Raw genomic sequence first — 15,087 nt, forward strand, 5'->3', positions numbered from 1 at the left:
TCCGTGAAAGGAGACACCTTGTATAACTGATAAAAAAACACACTACCTAACTCCATGGAAGCAAAGTGTAATGTCAAACCAACCACCTCATAGTATCATACCCATTATTGTCACTATTGCTATTCCTTATCATATAAATGTACACGGTGCACGAAGTCGGGTATCATTACCGGTATTGAGCCATTCTCAACGGATAGTTTAGATAGCTCCGCAATGCTACACCACTCCGCTAAGTCATATACATCCATATCCAAAGGGAGCCCATCTTGCAGACACTGAGCGAGCCGTAAGTCCATAAAGAAGGACATCCCACCTCGTGAATCAATCTGTTTGGCTAAAGCGATAGTCTCTGATGAGAAGGAAGGCGCATAATGACTGAGTAGTCTCTCTATCTGAACAGTATTCAAGGTCGTGTCATCTTCCTCTATCTCAATCCCCACCTTGGCCGCAGCCATAGGACTCAATTGCACTTCCGGGGCAGGATATTTAGCGGCATACCCCTGTGTGCCAACCGCTTGGAACATCCTACTATAAGGACGTGGAGTCATCACATTATGCTGTAAAAGGATAGTCTTCCCCTTCACCGTTCGTATCATCGTAGACGTTTGGTCGCCATTTGCAAAGTCATCGCAGTCTGTCCCCATCACTGTTTGATACATCTCTCGTCCCTTAAAAGCATTAGATTGCATCGCCGTAAGGTACTGCATGTTGTCAGAACGGTGTATATCAAGGAGCCTACAAGCTGGTCCTATACTGTGCGTAGGGTAGATATCGCCTGCATGCCGACGTGTGTACTCCATGCGCCAAGGCATCCAACGGTCGCCGATAGGGTGTGCATAGCCTCCTTCAACATGTACAAGCTCACCGAGTAAACCCTCTCTTACCATTTGACAGGCCGCCATCTCAAAGTAGTCATACACTACATTCTCTAACATCATACAGTGTTGTCGTGTCCGCTCGGCCGTACCTACCAGTTTCCAGATGTCTTTTAAGGTGAGTGCCGCTGGTACTTCCACAGCGACACACTTCCCCTGTTCCATTGCATGAACGGCTATAGGGACGTGCGACATCCAATCCGTACACACATAAACGAGGTTGACTGCTTGCTGTCGGCACATATCGACGTAAGCTGTCTCACCCCAAAAGACCATCGGACGAGGCTTCCCTAACTGCTCAACATGCTGTGCCACCTCCTCAGCCACCTCTCTTGAAACATCACAGACAGCAGCTATCCGAACCCCAGGGATATGACACCAGCGTGTAACTGCCATCCGTCCACGAGCGCCAACACCCACAAAAGCCACCTGCAAGAGGGGCATCGGGGGGAGTGTCAACGACAGAACATCACGCTGACCAACTGCCCGAGCTGGGATAAAGGTTTCTAACGGACAAGCAATAGACTTCACTTTCATTGTTATTGTAGTTTTTATTCTGTGCCGACACACTTAAAGCATGGGAAGATGTAGCCCTATGCTCTCTTCCCTTTCGAGTGGAACAGAGGCCTTACACAGCACTAACTCACTCCCCGAAGGTCTCCTATCCCCTATTGCAGTCTGACGATAACAACCATAACCAGTCATAAAGCGGAGCTTAAATGGGAGGAAAGAGACCCTTCAAGTATATTGTCATGACTTGCAAAGATAGTCAATTATTATCGAAAATATTGTATGTCAACTGACTTTTGGAGATATTTATGTCAGCGCATAGACTGAGATTATTATTAAAACAACATTCGTTTGAACTGAAAGACACGACTGTAATAAATCGTCCTCACACCATTCAGCCTTCAAAACGTCCGTTTCCGATGAGAACACATGCCTGATAACCCCTGCTATCTATCTTTAATTCACGCTCACTTACGTATCTTTATAGAAAATGATTACCTTTGCAAAGTAGTTTAGAACAAATCACAACGATATGAAAAAACAGCTTATTTTGCTTTGTGCGTTGGCCTTCTCCGCATCGCTACACGTCACAGCACAATCGTTTAAGAAGCAGGTTAGTGCTCATCCAGAGCTTTCTGCCAACAATTACCTTGCTTATCCGACTCCTTCTGGTAAGCTGACACCTGCTCCGTCAGGCTATCTTCCGGTCTATCTCTCCCACTACGGCCGCCATGGCTCACGTTATCTCATCCATGCGCAGCAATATCTCCGACCAATAGAGACGCTCGAGCGGGCTGATTCAGCAGGCGTTCTGACCAATGAAGGGAAAGATGTATTGAAGAAGTTACACCTCATGTATGCTGAATCCTACAAGCGATGGGGCGAGCTAACACCGTTGGGAGCACAGCAGCATCAGCAGATTGCGAGAAGAATGTATCGTCGTTTCCCATCCGTTTTCCGTGATTCTGTGTGGGTAGATACCAAGTCTACGGATGTTATCCGCTGTATTCTGTCCATGGAAAACGAACTGCAAGAGCTGATTCGACATAATCCTCGCTTACGTATTAGGCATGATGCGAGTGCACATGACATGTATTTCATGAATCAATCAGACAAGAAACTGTCTCATCAAAGGGATAGTAGTGCTGTAAAGAACACGATTGACGAGTGGGGCAAACGCAATATCGACACCAAGCCTTTGATGGCTCGCCTCTTTAACGATAAGGAATACGTGGCCAAGAAGGTAGATGCAGGACAACTCGCCTTCGACCTCTTCAGTCTGGCAAGTATTGTTCAGAACTCAGAGATACGCCATTCGATCTCATTGTACAATCTCTTTACGTCGGATGAGTTATATCGTCTATGGGAGCGAAGCAATGCTTGGTGGTATCTACGCTATGCCAGTGCACCACAAAGTGGAGGTAAGCAACCGTTCTCACAGCGCAATCTCTTGCGTAAGATTATCACCGATGCCGACTCATGTCTGGCCCTACCTCACCCAGGTGCAACCCTTCGTTTCGGTCATGACACGATGGTTATGCCATTGACTTGTCTACTTAATCTTAATAACAACGACATTAGCGTATCGGATATAGATAGTCTCAACCTAAAAGGTTGGAGCTCTACTCGCATTGTCCCTATGGCTGCTAACATCCAGTTCGTGTTCTATAAGAACCCAAAGAAGCCTAATGCCGATGTCCTCGTGAAGGTTTTACTCAATGAGGAAGAGGCTACGCTGCCCCTTCCAAAGACCTCTACACCTTATTACTATCGATGGAGTGACTTTAAGAAATACTATCTTGCAAAGCTAAACAGCTATCATGAATAAAGGGCTACACGCTCTTCTACCTAACAGCTGGTGGTGGGTACTTCCCGTCACCAGCTGTTTTCTTCCCCTACTCCATTCCTTTTTACTCTTCAACGCCCTGACCGTTTGTCAATAATTTTCGCCCTTCTTAAATCCAACACATGCCCCTCATGGGTTAAGAAGACGCCCTTCTACAGTCAAGAACATGCCCTTCTTGCACATTGAAGAGGCCCTTCTTGATGCAAGAAAGGCCTCTTCTTTAACACTAAACATAACCTCTTGATTTATTGAATGTTATAGACTCGATTATAGAAGATATCATACCCCTATCTTGAGAGTATTCAGTTAGATAAAACGTAACGATTTTTCATAATCTTACTAAGCCTACTGAAAAGAGAAGAAACTGCTACCCATGAAAGTGTTTAGAAATTTAGTTAACCCTAAAAAAATACTTGAAACAACCACTCGATACGTTGGATAGACTAAAGAAAAACCTTAGAAAAATACAAGTACATGACCATTAAGTTTATACCCAATGGGGTATAATTGCGTTAAATAAGTATAAGATTATACCCGTTAGGGATGTTCTATGCTCTTTTTCATATTTTTTTCGTATATTTGTACCCGATAAGGTATAATCAAAATGGAGAATAATCAATTATCAACCACACTAAAGCAGCTGCGCAAAGAGTATCATCTTACGCAAGAGGATATGGCTTTCAAGGCTGGAGTAGGTCTACGCTTTGTCCGCGAAATGGAGCAAGGAAAAGCTACATTACGTATGGACAAGGTGAATCAAGTGCTTCTACTGTTCAACCTACAATTAGCCCCTGTACCCATTCCAAGGGAAGAACCACCATTATTATATTCATCGAAATGAGACAAGGACAGGTATTTGTTAAGAATCAATTGGCGGGTATCATAACGGAAGATGAGACTGGTTACGGCTTCACTTACGCACAAGCATACTTAGATAGTGACCATCCCACACCTGTTAGCCTTACCTTGCCATTAAGCAAGAAGGACTATCACAGCAATGTTCTATTTTCCTTCTTTGATGGTCTCATACCCGAAGGCTGGATGCTGAACATTGCTGAACGGAACTGGAAAATCAATCGACATGACCGCATGGGATTACTACTCTCATGCTGTCGTGATTGTATAGGTGATATTAGTATTGTCCCCATTGAACAAAAAGAAACGGAAAGATGAAACGATGTTTGTGCTGTTATAGACCCTTGCATGCAGGAGAAATAGACTATCACCCACAATGTGCAAAGAAGATATTTGGCTCTCCCACAGCGCCAGTATTACCATATACACGTAAGGACATCAACGACTTAGCGCAGGTAATCGTTGCTAATAGCACCACTGTGACAGGTGTACAATCAAAGTTATCAATAGACCTTCAACAGGATAATACAGGTGGGCCTCAACGCTTAACAACAGTGGGCTTGATGGGGCGCTATATCCTTAAACCACAAACAGAACGTTTTGAACGACTGCCCGAAATAGAAGACCTCTCTATGCACTTGGCTGAGATTGCAAAAATACCGACCGTCCCTCATGCGCTCATTCGCTTTGTTGATGGCGAATTGAATTACATCACACGGCGAATAGATAGGACAGACGATGGGCAGAAACTACCTATGGAAGACATGTGTCAATTGAGCGGTAAGCTCACAGAACAGAAATATCAAGGTAGCTATGAGTTGATTGCAAAAATCATAGAACAGTATTCAAGTTTACCGCAATTGGATAAGATAAACTATTGGCAACAGGTCGTCTTCTCATGGATTATTGGTAATGCTGATATGCACTTAAAGAACTTCTCCTTGTATAGTCCACGCACAGATCATTACGTTCTCAGCCCTACATACGACCAAGTGTCTACTAAGATTGTTATGCCAGAAGACACGGAAGAAATGGCATTAAGCCTCAACGGATTCAAAAAGAAACTACTTGTTTATGACTTTAGAGAGGCGATGTATTCCACAGACATTACTAAGGTAGTGACAAATAGGATACTGTCTGACTTCTCAAAGTTTAGAGATAAGTGGTTTACTTGTATAGATTCTTCATTCATAAGTGACGATCAGAAACAGAGCTATAAAGCTCTTATCGATAGTCGATTAGATGTATTAGCATGGGAATAACTGCTCCTTTGTACATAAAGTAGAAATATTCACAAAGCTTTTGAAATAGCTACTGACACAATCTGGACACACTATAAGAAAAGAGGAAATCATTATTTGCTGTCATTCCTATCATTGCTTTTGCATTAAAAAAGTATTGTGCACCAACGAGTTAACGCAAATGTTAAAAATGACAGCAAATAAAAACAAAACTAAATCAGGGATTTATCATGTCTTATAGAGAGTTTTTATTTTAGGTAAATCACTTTGCTTTGTCCACAACTTTCAATAGGTCGCGCCCCCGTACATGCTTATTTGCAAATAGACGAATGATATTCTGGAAAGGAACTGGCATCTGTGCAAAGTCACTATTATCACAGTCAAAGACAGAACGCCTATTTACCTCAAGCCATACACATACATCTCCTTGTCCATAATGTTCAACGTCTCCATCATAATTTATAGATGCCTCTGGATGCTGATGGATGAAAGCAACAATACTATCATTCGTCTCCGGAGACAACTTAAAACTTATTTTATTCTTAAAATCAATCCCATCGTCGTCTATACTCATTATCCGTGTCCGTGTGTTATATTCGAACTCATAGTTTGGAAGAGAGCTTCCGTAACAGAGTAAATGACAATCAAGAATATAGTTTCGTTCCTTCATCAGATAAGACTTACGTAGGTTTAGAATTTCCTTCTGATGCCGCTTATATAATAAGGAGTCGGTAACAAAAAGGCTATAAGCCTTCATTCCTCGATCTTCATCAAGCTTATTATCCGACCATGCAATCAGTACTCCCCACTGATCATAGAACTTCCATTGTGCAGAATCAGGGATTAGTGGTGAATCTCTGAGGCGTCCTTTAGACCTTACTTTATTTACTATTCCTCCCCTATCACATACGAAGAAGGAGCCAACGGAGGCATAACCATCTGTGATAATATGGTTCTTATCCTCATACCACACAGTTTTTGGAGCTTCAATAGTGAACAAAAGCAGACCGATAAACCAAACCACAAACACAATCCCACTAATGAGGATTATCGCTAAGACACCTAATATCTCATTATAGTTAAAGGTCTTCTTGATGACTCTCACTATAGGATAAAGCCATATAGGAAGGGTGCAGAGCATGCCATAATACAATATGCTGTCTAAGACAACATTGAGCTGCAAGTCATCAGACAGGCACATGTGCAATATCCACCAACTGAAGCACAGTAGAATGTGAAGTAAGAAGATGGAATATACAATCCGCTTAGTTGTCATAACAATCAGCATTTGTTACGAACAAGGAATATACTCCCTTATTCGTGCGTGATGAACCGTTGTTCGGCTAACTGCTCATACTTCGTACCCTTACGACCATAGTTAGCGTATGGATAGATGCTGATACCCCCACGAGGAGTGAAGATTCCTGTCACCTCGATGTACTTAGGATCCATCAACTTGATGAGGTCCTTCATAATAGTATTCACACAGTCTTCATGGAAATCACCATGATTACGGAAGCTAAAAAGATAGAGTTTAAGACTCTTACTCTCAACCATTCGCTCGTCAGGGACGTATGAGATACGTATCTCAGCAAAGTCGGGTTGTCCCGTAATAGGGCACAGACTCGTGAACTCAGGACAGTTGAAACGCACCCAATAGTCATTCTCTGGATGCTTGTTCATAAACGTCTCCAACACCTCTGGCGCATAATCCATTCTGTATTGGGTTGCAGAACCTAACGACTGCAAGCCCTCTTCGTTTCTTTCCATAATCGTTTATATTGTTTTACTTGCAAAGGTAATACATTGTTAGTAAACTACAAACACCTTCACAAGATATTACCAAAGAAGCAGACCTACCTCTCCTTTTGTTGTCTCCGATATTCAAGAGGACTGCAACCCAGCCGATTGCGCACGTACTTCCCAAAGAAGCTTGTGTTAGGGAAGCCTAATAAGTTACTAATCTCCTTCACACTCATATCCGTTGTGCGTAGGTAGTTGCTGATAGCAGGTCGACTAAAAAGCCTACAAAGAACCTTGCACTTGAAATTCAACAAGCTTACGACCATTAGAACTAACGCCTGTTAGAGCAGTTTCTGACGTACAGGACTACTCTCACACATTGACATCTTATATGAAAGTCGGTAATGTAGAACTAAAAGTAATCGTCTTATCAACTTTAAGAAAGTAAGTAAACAATGAGAAAAGACATACTATTATTTCACTCGCTCATAATGAGTCTCACCGCAAACACGCAACAGAAATTCACTTTTTAGTAGGTTAAAGAGTGTACTATGATACATACTATCTGTATTTGAACTACTAACAACACTATTTTCCAAGCTTCAAAATGACTTTTAAGCTAATGAACTACGAAAAAAGGGGATGTGTCTTCTCATTGACACATCCCCTTTCTTTCGCCTATCCACTTATGTTTATTGCAAAGAGAAAATCTTCCAGATGCTATAATTCACACCGTTGTCATAAACATCTTCGCCTTCATGTTGCTTTAACTTCTTTACTACACGGATAGTGATAGGCAAGGCTATTACCTCATAAAGCGTCTTTAACACTACCTGCCAAAGCATTAGTTTTGGCAATTCAGGGGTAGGAACTACGCCACCCAACGCCAAAGGGAAAAAGATGAGAGAGTCAAGGCTCTCACCTGCAATGGTACTCAAGATGGCACGCCATGAGAAATGACGACCTCCATCACGTAGTTTCATCTTACTCATTACGTAGGCATTAGCGAATGACCCTACGATGAAAGCTACGAAAGAGGCTGCTGCCACACGTGGAGCAAGGCCAAAGATAGCATGGAAGCCAGCTTCATTTGTCCAATAAGGTGCACCCGGTATCCAGTCGCATAATGCTCCCATCGCCACGAAAAAGAAGTTCATTGCAAAGCCCGTCCATATCAACAGACGTGCTTTTTGGAATCCCCATACCTCACAAACACAGTCGTTGATGATGTAAGAGATGGGGAAAACGATGAGTCCACCCGTCAATGAGATACCTAATACAGAGATTTGCTTTGTCTCGAGCGTGTTTGCTGCAATAAGGCAAACGCAGAAGAGGATGCTGAAAAGCATAAACAGCACACTCACTTGTTGTTTACTTTTTGTCATTGTCTTGTTTTGTTAAAGGGGGTTGAGCAAGTACCCCTATTCAATTAAGTGGCTGCAAAGGTACACATTAATATTGAAATAACTCTAAATAATACAAGAAAAGAGAGAGTGTGCTAAGTTATTGTTCTATCAGAACAGACGCTCTAAGCATCTGTAAGACCAATATCTTAACACACTCTCTATCATGTATTATAGCCCTAATCGTGGCAATATAGGCAATATAAGTCTAAATGTAGCAAATTACTATATTACCCTTTTTACACCATCGGAGCTTAATCCTCCCAAGGAGTGAACTCAATTTCGCCCCATTCACTTTCCTTAGCTTCGAAACCACCTACGCCATCAGTGGCTCCACTATCACCTGGTTGTGAGTTCGAGGACTCTACAGGAACACCGCTCTGGTTACCGAAATGGCCATCAAGGATATCACCATTTACATTCAAAACCACCACCTCACATTGAGGGGTTAAATATATCTTCTTCATGACTTTATCCTCCTTTGATTATTTAATTACGACCTTCTTACCATTAACGATATAGATACCACGTGTTGGATTCTCTACACGACGACCTTGTAAGTCATAGTAAACACCATCATCAGTACTATTCTTTGAGTTTTCGATAGTCTCTATACCAGTTGTACCACCGTCCTCAAACTCTAAGACAAAGCTCTTAGCTTGTGCTTCAGTGCTGGTAAGGACAAGGAATGCCTTGTTGCCTGGGAGATTAGTAACATTATTCTTCACCTTATAGAAACCTATTGGGTTTCTGCTATCAGCGGTGTTGATATTGAAAGCACGGATGTTATCATGCGTTACATTGTAGTCATTTCCTGCACCATCCTTCACTGTCAAGCCATTGATAGCCCCTCCAAAGAATGTTCCACAGAGACGGTTATTACTTGTCTTAGGTTTTTCATCACCCGTAGGCAACAACTTATTGTCAGCAGGATTCGTAGAGTTACACTCCAAAACAACGGCGGTCTGAGCTGGAACAGTATCGCCTTTCTGAGCAAGCTCCTTCACTTTAGCGAAATAATAACCTTGAGCATTCTTAGCATCAACGCCCTCAATGGTGTAAGCTTTTACGTCACCAACTATCTTGAAGGGGAAGTCCACATACAATGTAGTGTAATACTTGCCATCTCTACCCTTCATGTTAGCAGAAGGCTTAACACCAAAGTAGTTTGTATCATCAACCTTCTCAAGGATCCACATAGCTGCATCTCCTGTCACAGGGAGCTCAGGACCAAAGTATTCGTCCGTAGTATTATTATTGACAAAGTCGAACTTTGCCTCCGTTCCGTCATATTCATTATGTGCTGTCCCTGTCGGATTAGCAGGATTATAGGCTGTTCCTGAAGGGTCAACCTTCTTTAATGCACCAGAAATAAGATAGTAAGTTTGTCCTTGATTAATACGATTCTCTGCACGTGTAGTTCCAATATAATGCTTTATAATATTTACTATATCAGCATTAGCATTTGGACTACTTTCTATCTTTGCTAAGGCAAGGCGCTCTATTTCATACCATACATCGTCTGGATTGCCACGGTCTAAAGCTGATTTCAAGTTAGGATAGCTATCAAGAGCACGACCTGCAAATATCCCATAAGTATGCCAGAAATCACAGATTGGTTGCATGGAAGGAACTGTCGCAAAGGCATAATAAGCATCACGTCCATCAGATGTGGTAACAGGCTTTAAGTGCATCTTCAAGTCCCATTGTCCAATCACGCTCGTATTAAATATCCCATAAGCTATGCTACTCAAAGGAGCACTAAGTTTTTCATTCAGCTTGTCTTTCACAGCTTTCTCCACCTTTTCTATTGTAGGGTTTAGGTATTCATTAATCACATCAACACCTTGTGAACGGAGAGTTGTCACATTAAGCCTGCTTGCGTCTTTGTCATCAACCTTTGTTTTAAGGTGAATTACCGTACCAGGCAATGTAGTTGCTTCATCCTTAGTGGCATTAGGCTGTGCCGCAATTTTACCCGTTACATAAACATACTGCTTGCCATCGGTACGCTGACGAGCATTCACAATACGATAATAACCATCATCTGGTTTTGTTACAGTAGCTGGTGCTTGTGCTGACGCAGCCACAGAAAAGAATCCTAACACAAGTGTCAGGACTGAGTGTAAATGTTTAACCATAAGTTTTATATTATATAAGAGTTTATTTAGCTTACATGTTTTGTCTCTTTAATTTAGCTGTGCAAAAATAATACTTTATGTAAATAGCAATACAAAACAGCATGTATTATTAATAAAAATTCAACATAATGCAACTTTATGTCATTCTTTTTCGAGTACATTTACATAACTTTTATAGATTAAAGTATTTAAGACATATATTAACCAGCCGTGTTTATATTTCTGAAATTTAATTTACTATAACCGAATAAACCGTATGATCAACTATTTTTCATGCTCGCCTAATATATCACTTTACGCATAAAGCGAGGGTAAACGCATAAAAAAACATAATTATTCATGGTGATAAGCAGAAAATCAGTACTTTTGTAGTCTTATCAAAGAATAATTAATTATGAAGAAGATTATTTTAATATCAATGTTAGCTACGGCTGTCTTCACCGCTAATGCACAAGACACCAAGCCATACGAGGAGAAGATGTCTCAAATAGAGGCGCAGTTTAAGAAACTTGAAGCTGATTATCAGGCATTCGGAAAGAAAGATCCTTCAACCCTCACCGAGGCTGAGAAGGCAAAGATTAGCGAGATTATCGCCAAAGCAGATTCGCTTGGTAGCGCACAGAAGAATGCTGTCTTAGAGATAGCAAAGAAATTCAAAGACACAAAGTTCCCTGCAAAATATATTGCACAGGTGATGTATGACGTTGAATATGACGAACTAAAAGACCTCTGCGACCCAAAGACAGGCTATTATAATGAGCCTGAGATGGCCAAACCAAAGCAACTCTTTGAATCTTACAAATTACGTCAACCTGGTTCAATGTATAAGGATCTTACCATGGAAGACCTCAATGGCAAGCAGGTTAAACTGAGCCAATGGGTAGGTAAAGGTAAGTATGTATTGGTTGACTTCTGGGCAAGCTGGTGTGGTCCTTGCCGTAAGGAAATGCCAAATGTCGTTGAGGCTTACAAGCGTTTCAAGGATAAAGGCTTAGAGATTATTGGTGTTAGCTTCGACAGTAAGAAATTACAATGGTCTGCAGCAGTAGAGAAGTTAGGTATGATTTGGCCTCAGATGTCTGACCTTAAAGGCTGGGAGTCAGCTGCAGCTGCCGTCTATGGCATCCGTAGTATTCCTTCTAACATCCTCATTGACCCACAAGGTAAGATTGTGGCAATGGACCTTAGAGAGAATAAACTACAGGAGGTACTGGCTGAGAAGTTGAAGTAAAGTGACTGTAAAAAGGAATTACTGAATAAGAGGCATTGCCTGAGAATATTCAAGCTCCCTTTTGAGGGGATATAAGTTCCTATTGCACACTCCGAGAAATTACGACTTTATCAATATAAAAAAGAGCCCTATCTAACTCTACTCATGAGTTTAGATAGGGTTCTTTTGGTGTTATTGCGTTTTTACCTAACCGATAAGTATTGTTAAGTAGAGGATTGTATCACTCGTTCGTCACTATATATTCATCTCTTCCTAACAACACATTACAAAGTATTTAGTAGTCAGCACCACACGTGTTAAGTCTGCGTACGTATGTAAGAAAGGGTAAAGACCTTCCAGCATAATCACCATCAATATAGCGAGACATCAACAACTTACCTCTAAACAATAAGTCCATCAGACCATACTAACTAAGGACAAGCAACGCTCTCTTCAACAGCTCCGTCGTTGCTTTAGCCCAGAAAAAGCCTTCCGAGGCAGAGTTAAAGATGCTATTAGAGCAAGGAATAGATATACCCCACGAACACTGCCGTCAGTATTGCTCCTTCCCATCGCTCAATCTTATACTTCGTAAACGAAAAGAGCCATATAAGGATGATGGAGATAACCATCATGGAAAGGTCGGTCATCGTAATCCCCTTTAATGTCATTGGACTTATCACACCCGTAAGACCAAGGATAGCAAGGATATTAAACACATTCGAACCGAGTACGTTACCTATCGCTATACCACTATTCCCCTTGCGAGCTGACACAACACTTGTAGCCAATTCAGGGAGAGACGTACCTCCTGCAACAATCGTCAGACCGATAACTGCCTCCGACACACCAAGCTTTGTTGCCACTGCCGTAGCACCATCAACAAACAGATTACTACCTCCTATCAAACAAGCCAGCCCAACAAGAATCCATACAACAGACAGCCAAGTGGCCATCGGCTTCTTTTCTTTTTCCTCTACATCAGTCCCTTGCACCTTTGCTCCTCGAAGGGTTATATACATAAAGATAAGGAACATCACAAAGAGAATAGCTGCATCAATCCTACTAATATCCCCGTCAAGACACATTATCAATAGTAAAGCAGAGGCAACAAGTGCAAAGGGAATATCCTTCCGTACCGTTGTCTTCATAATAGACATTGGTGCCACCAAGGCTGACACACCAACTATAAGCAGCGTATTGAAGATGTTTGAACCAACAATATTACCCACTGCAAGGTCGGATGTACCTTTCAAAGCAGAGATAAGACTCACACAGAACTCTGGCATACTTGTCCCCATTGCAACAATGGTCAGTCCAATAACAATCTGTGGCATCTTCATCTTCTCCGCAACAGCCACTGCCCCATCGGTCAGTCGGTCAGCTCCCCACAACACAAGGACTATCCCGATGACTATAAAAAGAATATTTAGTATCATTAAATCGTACTATATTGAATAACTAAAAACAAACCTAAGGAATAGCCTTCGTTATTTTAACATCTTACGACGGTCAAGTATTTTAATGTTCCTACCGTCAATCTCTATCGCTCCCTCCTTCTCAAAGTCGGACAGAACACGTAGCAAAGAGAACTTCTGAATGCCAAACGAGTCGGCTATTTCCTGCCGTGACCGCTCAAGATGTACCTCGTTGCTACCCTGTTCTCCGGCACGCTCCATCAGAAGATAAGCCACCTTCTCACGAACAGTGAACAGGCTAAGTATCTTCATCTTCTGTGTTAAGAACACGTCGATGTTTGAAAGAATACGAATAAAGTTCATTCGAATAACATCATCAACATCAATGAGCCGCTTCAACTCCTCTGGACGCATACGAAACAGCTGTACCTTCCCATCAGTCTCGACACTCACTGGTAGACTCCTATCCTTTGAAAAGATGAAAGCAGGAGCTACCATATTGCCACTATGTAGTCGACTTACCTCAACCTGCTTGCCTGAGAGTGCAGCCATACGGCATACAAGCCTACCTGTCACCACGATGTCTACATACTTGCAAGGCATACCCGCCAAGGCATATACCTCATGTGAAGGTAGCGAAACAAGCTGGTGACTAACGTTACCTAACGTCAGGTCTATCTCTATCTCACTCATTCCTGCAAAAAGCGGACAGGAACGGAGTGCTTTCATTACTTTATCTTCCATGTTACAAAGTTACGAAGTTTCTTGTTATTCCTATAGATTTAACTTTATTTAATTCGTATTGGACACATTTGTTACCCTCGTTTCTGCTTGATAATGATTACATTTGCAATCACATTAAACGAACAAGATAAATAGAATTATAATGGCACAAACATCATTTCAAACCACAATTCCATTCCAGTCATGGGACCTTGACCTACTCGTTGACTATGTTCTCAAATTCCATCATCGTAACATACGCAGAAAGGGAGAGGACCTCGCTGTAAGACTAAACGCTCTTGCAGGCAGTCACCCAGAACTGAATCGTGTAGCAGACCACTTTCGCAATAGTGTTGCCGACCTTGATATGCACTGTCAGAAAGAGGAGAATATTCTCTTTCCATACATTATCGACATCTTCAACGCTGCAGAGTATGGCCAAGAACACGCTCCTTTCCACTGTGGTTCTATTCAGTTTCCTATCAATGCGATGATGGCTGACCATAGTGAAGAGCTTGAACGGCATGAACGAATAGCAGAACTGACAAACGACTACACTGCTCCAGAAGGTGCTGAACCAGAATATGTACAGGCCCTTGCCGACCTCCGTCAGTTCCGTGACAACCTCCTTGAGCATGTCTATGTAGAAAATGAAATCATATTCCCAAGGGCATTAATGTTAGAATAAAACAATGAAAATCAAACGTGCTTACGCTCCAGTAGAAGATACCGACGGTTATCGAATCCTCGTCGACCGCCTATGGCCAAGAGGTATCAGTAAGGATAAGGCGAAAATCGACCTCTGGTTGAAGTCGGTTGCACCAAGTAATGACTTGCGTAAGTGGTTCGGGCATGACCCAGAACGCTTCCCTGAGTTCTCTAAACGTTATCAGGCTGAGTTAGAAGAGAGCGGTGCCTTAGACGAACTACGTAGTGCTATTAAGGATCATCCTAACGCTACTTTGCTCTTTGCGGCCCATGATGAAGAGCATAACAACGCTGTTGTTCTGCAGCATCTGCTTGAAACAAAGTAAGCATTTGCCCTATAACGCAAATGAACAAAAGAGAAGTAACAAAAATAAAGGGGACAGACATCATCGTCTATCCCCTTTCTCTTTTTCA

Annotated in this window: 16 protein-coding genes; 7 read left to right on the forward strand and 9 right to left on the reverse strand. The window is 42.0% G+C overall.

What is annotated here, in order from left to right:
• Positions 1-119: 119 nt before the first annotated feature.
• Complete coding sequence (locus CHB62_RS08095) at positions 120-1,412, reverse strand: Gfo/Idh/MocA family protein (protein WP_089366440.1); 1,293 nt, start codon at positions 1,410-1,412, stop codon at positions 120-122.
• A 505-nt stretch (positions 1,413-1,917) separates the two neighbouring features.
• Here CHB62_RS08095 and CHB62_RS08100 point away from each other — a divergent pair.
• The 4 genes from CHB62_RS08100 to CHB62_RS08115 all read left to right on the forward strand — a co-directional run bounded on the left by CHB62_RS08100 (position 1,918) and on the right by CHB62_RS08115 (position 5,348).
• Positions 1,918-3,213 (forward strand): histidine-type phosphatase, encoded by a 1,296-nt coding sequence (locus tag CHB62_RS08100; RefSeq protein ID WP_089366441.1) that lies wholly within the window; start codon positions 1,918-1,920, stop codon positions 3,211-3,213.
• 622 nt (positions 3,214-3,835) lie between these two features.
• Complete coding sequence (locus tag CHB62_RS08105) at positions 3,836-4,072, forward strand: helix-turn-helix transcriptional regulator (protein WP_009011555.1); 237 nt, start codon at positions 3,836-3,838, stop codon at positions 4,070-4,072.
• On the forward strand, positions 4,069-4,404 hold the full coding sequence (locus CHB62_RS08110; RefSeq protein ID WP_089366442.1) for a HipA N-terminal domain-containing protein: 336 nt from the start codon (positions 4,069-4,071) through the stop codon (positions 4,402-4,404). The genes CHB62_RS08105 and CHB62_RS08110 overlap by 4 nt, the downstream gene beginning before the upstream one ends.
• Positions 4,401-5,348 (forward strand): HipA domain-containing protein, encoded by a 948-nt coding sequence (locus CHB62_RS08115; protein WP_089366443.1) that lies wholly within the window; start codon positions 4,401-4,403, stop codon positions 5,346-5,348. The genes CHB62_RS08110 and CHB62_RS08115 overlap by 4 nt, the downstream gene beginning before the upstream one ends.
• Before the next feature lie 241 nt (positions 5,349-5,589).
• Here CHB62_RS08115 and CHB62_RS08120 read toward each other — a convergent pair whose 3' ends face one another.
• The 6 genes from CHB62_RS08120 to CHB62_RS08145 form a co-directional block, all read right to left on the reverse strand.
• Positions 5,590-6,528 (reverse strand): endopeptidase, encoded by a 939-nt coding sequence (locus CHB62_RS08120; protein ID WP_089366478.1) that lies wholly within the window; start codon positions 6,526-6,528, stop codon positions 5,590-5,592.
• 113 nt (positions 6,529-6,641) lie between these two features.
• On the reverse strand, positions 6,642-7,097 hold the full coding sequence (queF, locus tag CHB62_RS08125; protein ID WP_009011552.1) for a preQ(1) synthase: 456 nt from the start codon (positions 7,095-7,097) through the stop codon (positions 6,642-6,644).
• An 86-nt stretch (positions 7,098-7,183) separates the two neighbouring features.
• A complete protein-coding gene (locus CHB62_RS08130; protein WP_089366444.1) occupies positions 7,184-7,396 on the reverse strand; it encodes a helix-turn-helix domain-containing protein in 213 nt (70 codons plus the stop codon).
• A gap of 366 nt (positions 7,397-7,762) precedes the next feature.
• Positions 7,763-8,455 carry a queuosine precursor transporter gene (locus CHB62_RS08135; RefSeq protein WP_042856076.1) on the reverse strand — a complete coding sequence of 231 codons (693 nt, stop codon included), beginning with the start codon at positions 8,453-8,455 and terminating at the stop codon, positions 7,763-7,765.
• Positions 8,456-8,727: 272 nt separating this feature from the next.
• Positions 8,728-8,940 carry a hypothetical protein gene (locus CHB62_RS08140; RefSeq protein WP_009011549.1) on the reverse strand — a complete coding sequence of 71 codons (213 nt, stop codon included), beginning with the start codon at positions 8,938-8,940 and terminating at the stop codon, positions 8,728-8,730.
• Between the two features lie 18 nt (positions 8,941-8,958).
• Positions 8,959-10,614, reverse strand: a complete 1,656-nt coding sequence (locus CHB62_RS08145; protein ID WP_089366445.1) for a hypothetical protein — start codon at positions 10,612-10,614, stop codon at positions 8,959-8,961.
• Between the two features lie 394 nt (positions 10,615-11,008).
• On the opposite strand from CHB62_RS08145, the gene CHB62_RS08150 reads away from it, so the two are divergent.
• Positions 11,009-11,845 (forward strand): TlpA disulfide reductase family protein, encoded by an 837-nt coding sequence (locus CHB62_RS08150; protein ID WP_089366446.1) that lies wholly within the window; start codon positions 11,009-11,011, stop codon positions 11,843-11,845.
• Positions 11,846-12,339: 494 nt separating this feature from the next.
• On the opposite strand, the gene CHB62_RS08155 is transcribed toward CHB62_RS08150, so the two are convergent.
• A complete protein-coding gene (locus CHB62_RS08155; RefSeq protein WP_089366447.1) occupies positions 12,340-13,263 on the reverse strand; it encodes a calcium/sodium antiporter in 924 nt (307 codons plus the stop codon).
• A gap of 51 nt (positions 13,264-13,314) precedes the next feature.
• Positions 13,315-13,986 carry a Crp/Fnr family transcriptional regulator gene (locus CHB62_RS08160; RefSeq protein ID WP_089366448.1) on the reverse strand — a complete coding sequence of 224 codons (672 nt, stop codon included), beginning with the start codon at positions 13,984-13,986 and terminating at the stop codon, positions 13,315-13,317.
• Between the two features lie 142 nt (positions 13,987-14,128).
• Here CHB62_RS08160 and CHB62_RS08165 point away from each other — a divergent pair, with 142 nt between their 5' ends.
• Together CHB62_RS08165 and CHB62_RS08170 are read left to right on the forward strand one after the other, a co-directional pair.
• Positions 14,129-14,653, forward strand: a complete 525-nt coding sequence (locus CHB62_RS08165) for a hemerythrin domain-containing protein (protein WP_089366449.1) — start codon at positions 14,129-14,131, stop codon at positions 14,651-14,653.
• Positions 14,654-14,657: 4 nt separating this feature from the next.
• Positions 14,658-14,999 carry a DUF488 domain-containing protein gene (locus tag CHB62_RS08170; RefSeq protein WP_089366450.1) on the forward strand — a complete coding sequence of 114 codons (342 nt, stop codon included), beginning with the start codon at positions 14,658-14,660 and terminating at the stop codon, positions 14,997-14,999.
• Positions 15,000-15,087 lie beyond the last annotated feature (88 nt).

Source organism: Prevotella jejuni (assembly GCF_900187995.1).
Classification (GTDB): Bacteria; Bacteroidota; Bacteroidia; order Bacteroidales; family Bacteroidaceae; genus Prevotella; species Prevotella jejuni.

Excerpts from the sequence above, each read along its gene's own strand:
- CHB62_RS08170 (WP_089366450.1), top strand. The coding sequence starts at position 14,658 with ATGAAAATCAAACGTGCTTACGCTCCAGTAGAAGATACCGACGGTTAT.
- CHB62_RS08105 (WP_009011555.1), top strand. The coding sequence starts at position 3,836 with ATGGAGAATAATCAATTATCAACCACACTAAAGCAGCTGCGCAAAGAG.
- CHB62_RS08140 (WP_009011549.1), bottom strand. The coding sequence starts at position 8,940 with ATGAAGAAGATATATTTAACCCCTCAATGTGAGGTGGTGGTTTTGAAT.
- CHB62_RS08120 (WP_089366478.1), bottom strand. The coding sequence starts at position 6,528 with ATGTGCCTGTCTGATGACTTGCAGCTCAATGTTGTCTTAGACAGCATA.
- CHB62_RS08135 (WP_042856076.1), bottom strand. The coding sequence starts at position 8,455 with ATGACAAAAAGTAAACAACAAGTGAGTGTGCTGTTTATGCTTTTCAGC.
- CHB62_RS08155 (WP_089366447.1), bottom strand. The coding sequence starts at position 13,263 with ATGATACTAAATATTCTTTTTATAGTCATCGGGATAGTCCTTGTGTTG.
- CHB62_RS08095 (WP_089366440.1), bottom strand. The coding sequence starts at position 1,412 with ATGAAAGTGAAGTCTATTGCTTGTCCGTTAGAAACCTTTATCCCAGCT.
- CHB62_RS08110 (WP_089366442.1), top strand. The coding sequence starts at position 4,069 with ATGAGACAAGGACAGGTATTTGTTAAGAATCAATTGGCGGGTATCATA.
- CHB62_RS08165 (WP_089366449.1), top strand. The coding sequence starts at position 14,129 with ATGGCACAAACATCATTTCAAACCACAATTCCATTCCAGTCATGGGAC.
- queF (WP_009011552.1), bottom strand. The coding sequence starts at position 7,097 with ATGGAAAGAAACGAAGAGGGCTTGCAGTCGTTAGGTTCTGCAACCCAA.
- CHB62_RS08100 (WP_089366441.1), top strand. The coding sequence starts at position 1,918 with ATGAAAAAACAGCTTATTTTGCTTTGTGCGTTGGCCTTCTCCGCATCG.
- CHB62_RS08145 (WP_089366445.1), bottom strand. The coding sequence starts at position 10,614 with ATGGTTAAACATTTACACTCAGTCCTGACACTTGTGTTAGGATTCTTT.
- CHB62_RS08130 (WP_089366444.1), bottom strand. The coding sequence starts at position 7,396 with ATGGTCGTAAGCTTGTTGAATTTCAAGTGCAAGGTTCTTTGTAGGCTT.
- CHB62_RS08115 (WP_089366443.1), top strand. The coding sequence starts at position 4,401 with ATGAAACGATGTTTGTGCTGTTATAGACCCTTGCATGCAGGAGAAATA.
- CHB62_RS08160 (WP_089366448.1), bottom strand. The coding sequence starts at position 13,986 with ATGGAAGATAAAGTAATGAAAGCACTCCGTTCCTGTCCGCTTTTTGCA.
- CHB62_RS08150 (WP_089366446.1), top strand. The coding sequence starts at position 11,009 with ATGAAGAAGATTATTTTAATATCAATGTTAGCTACGGCTGTCTTCACC.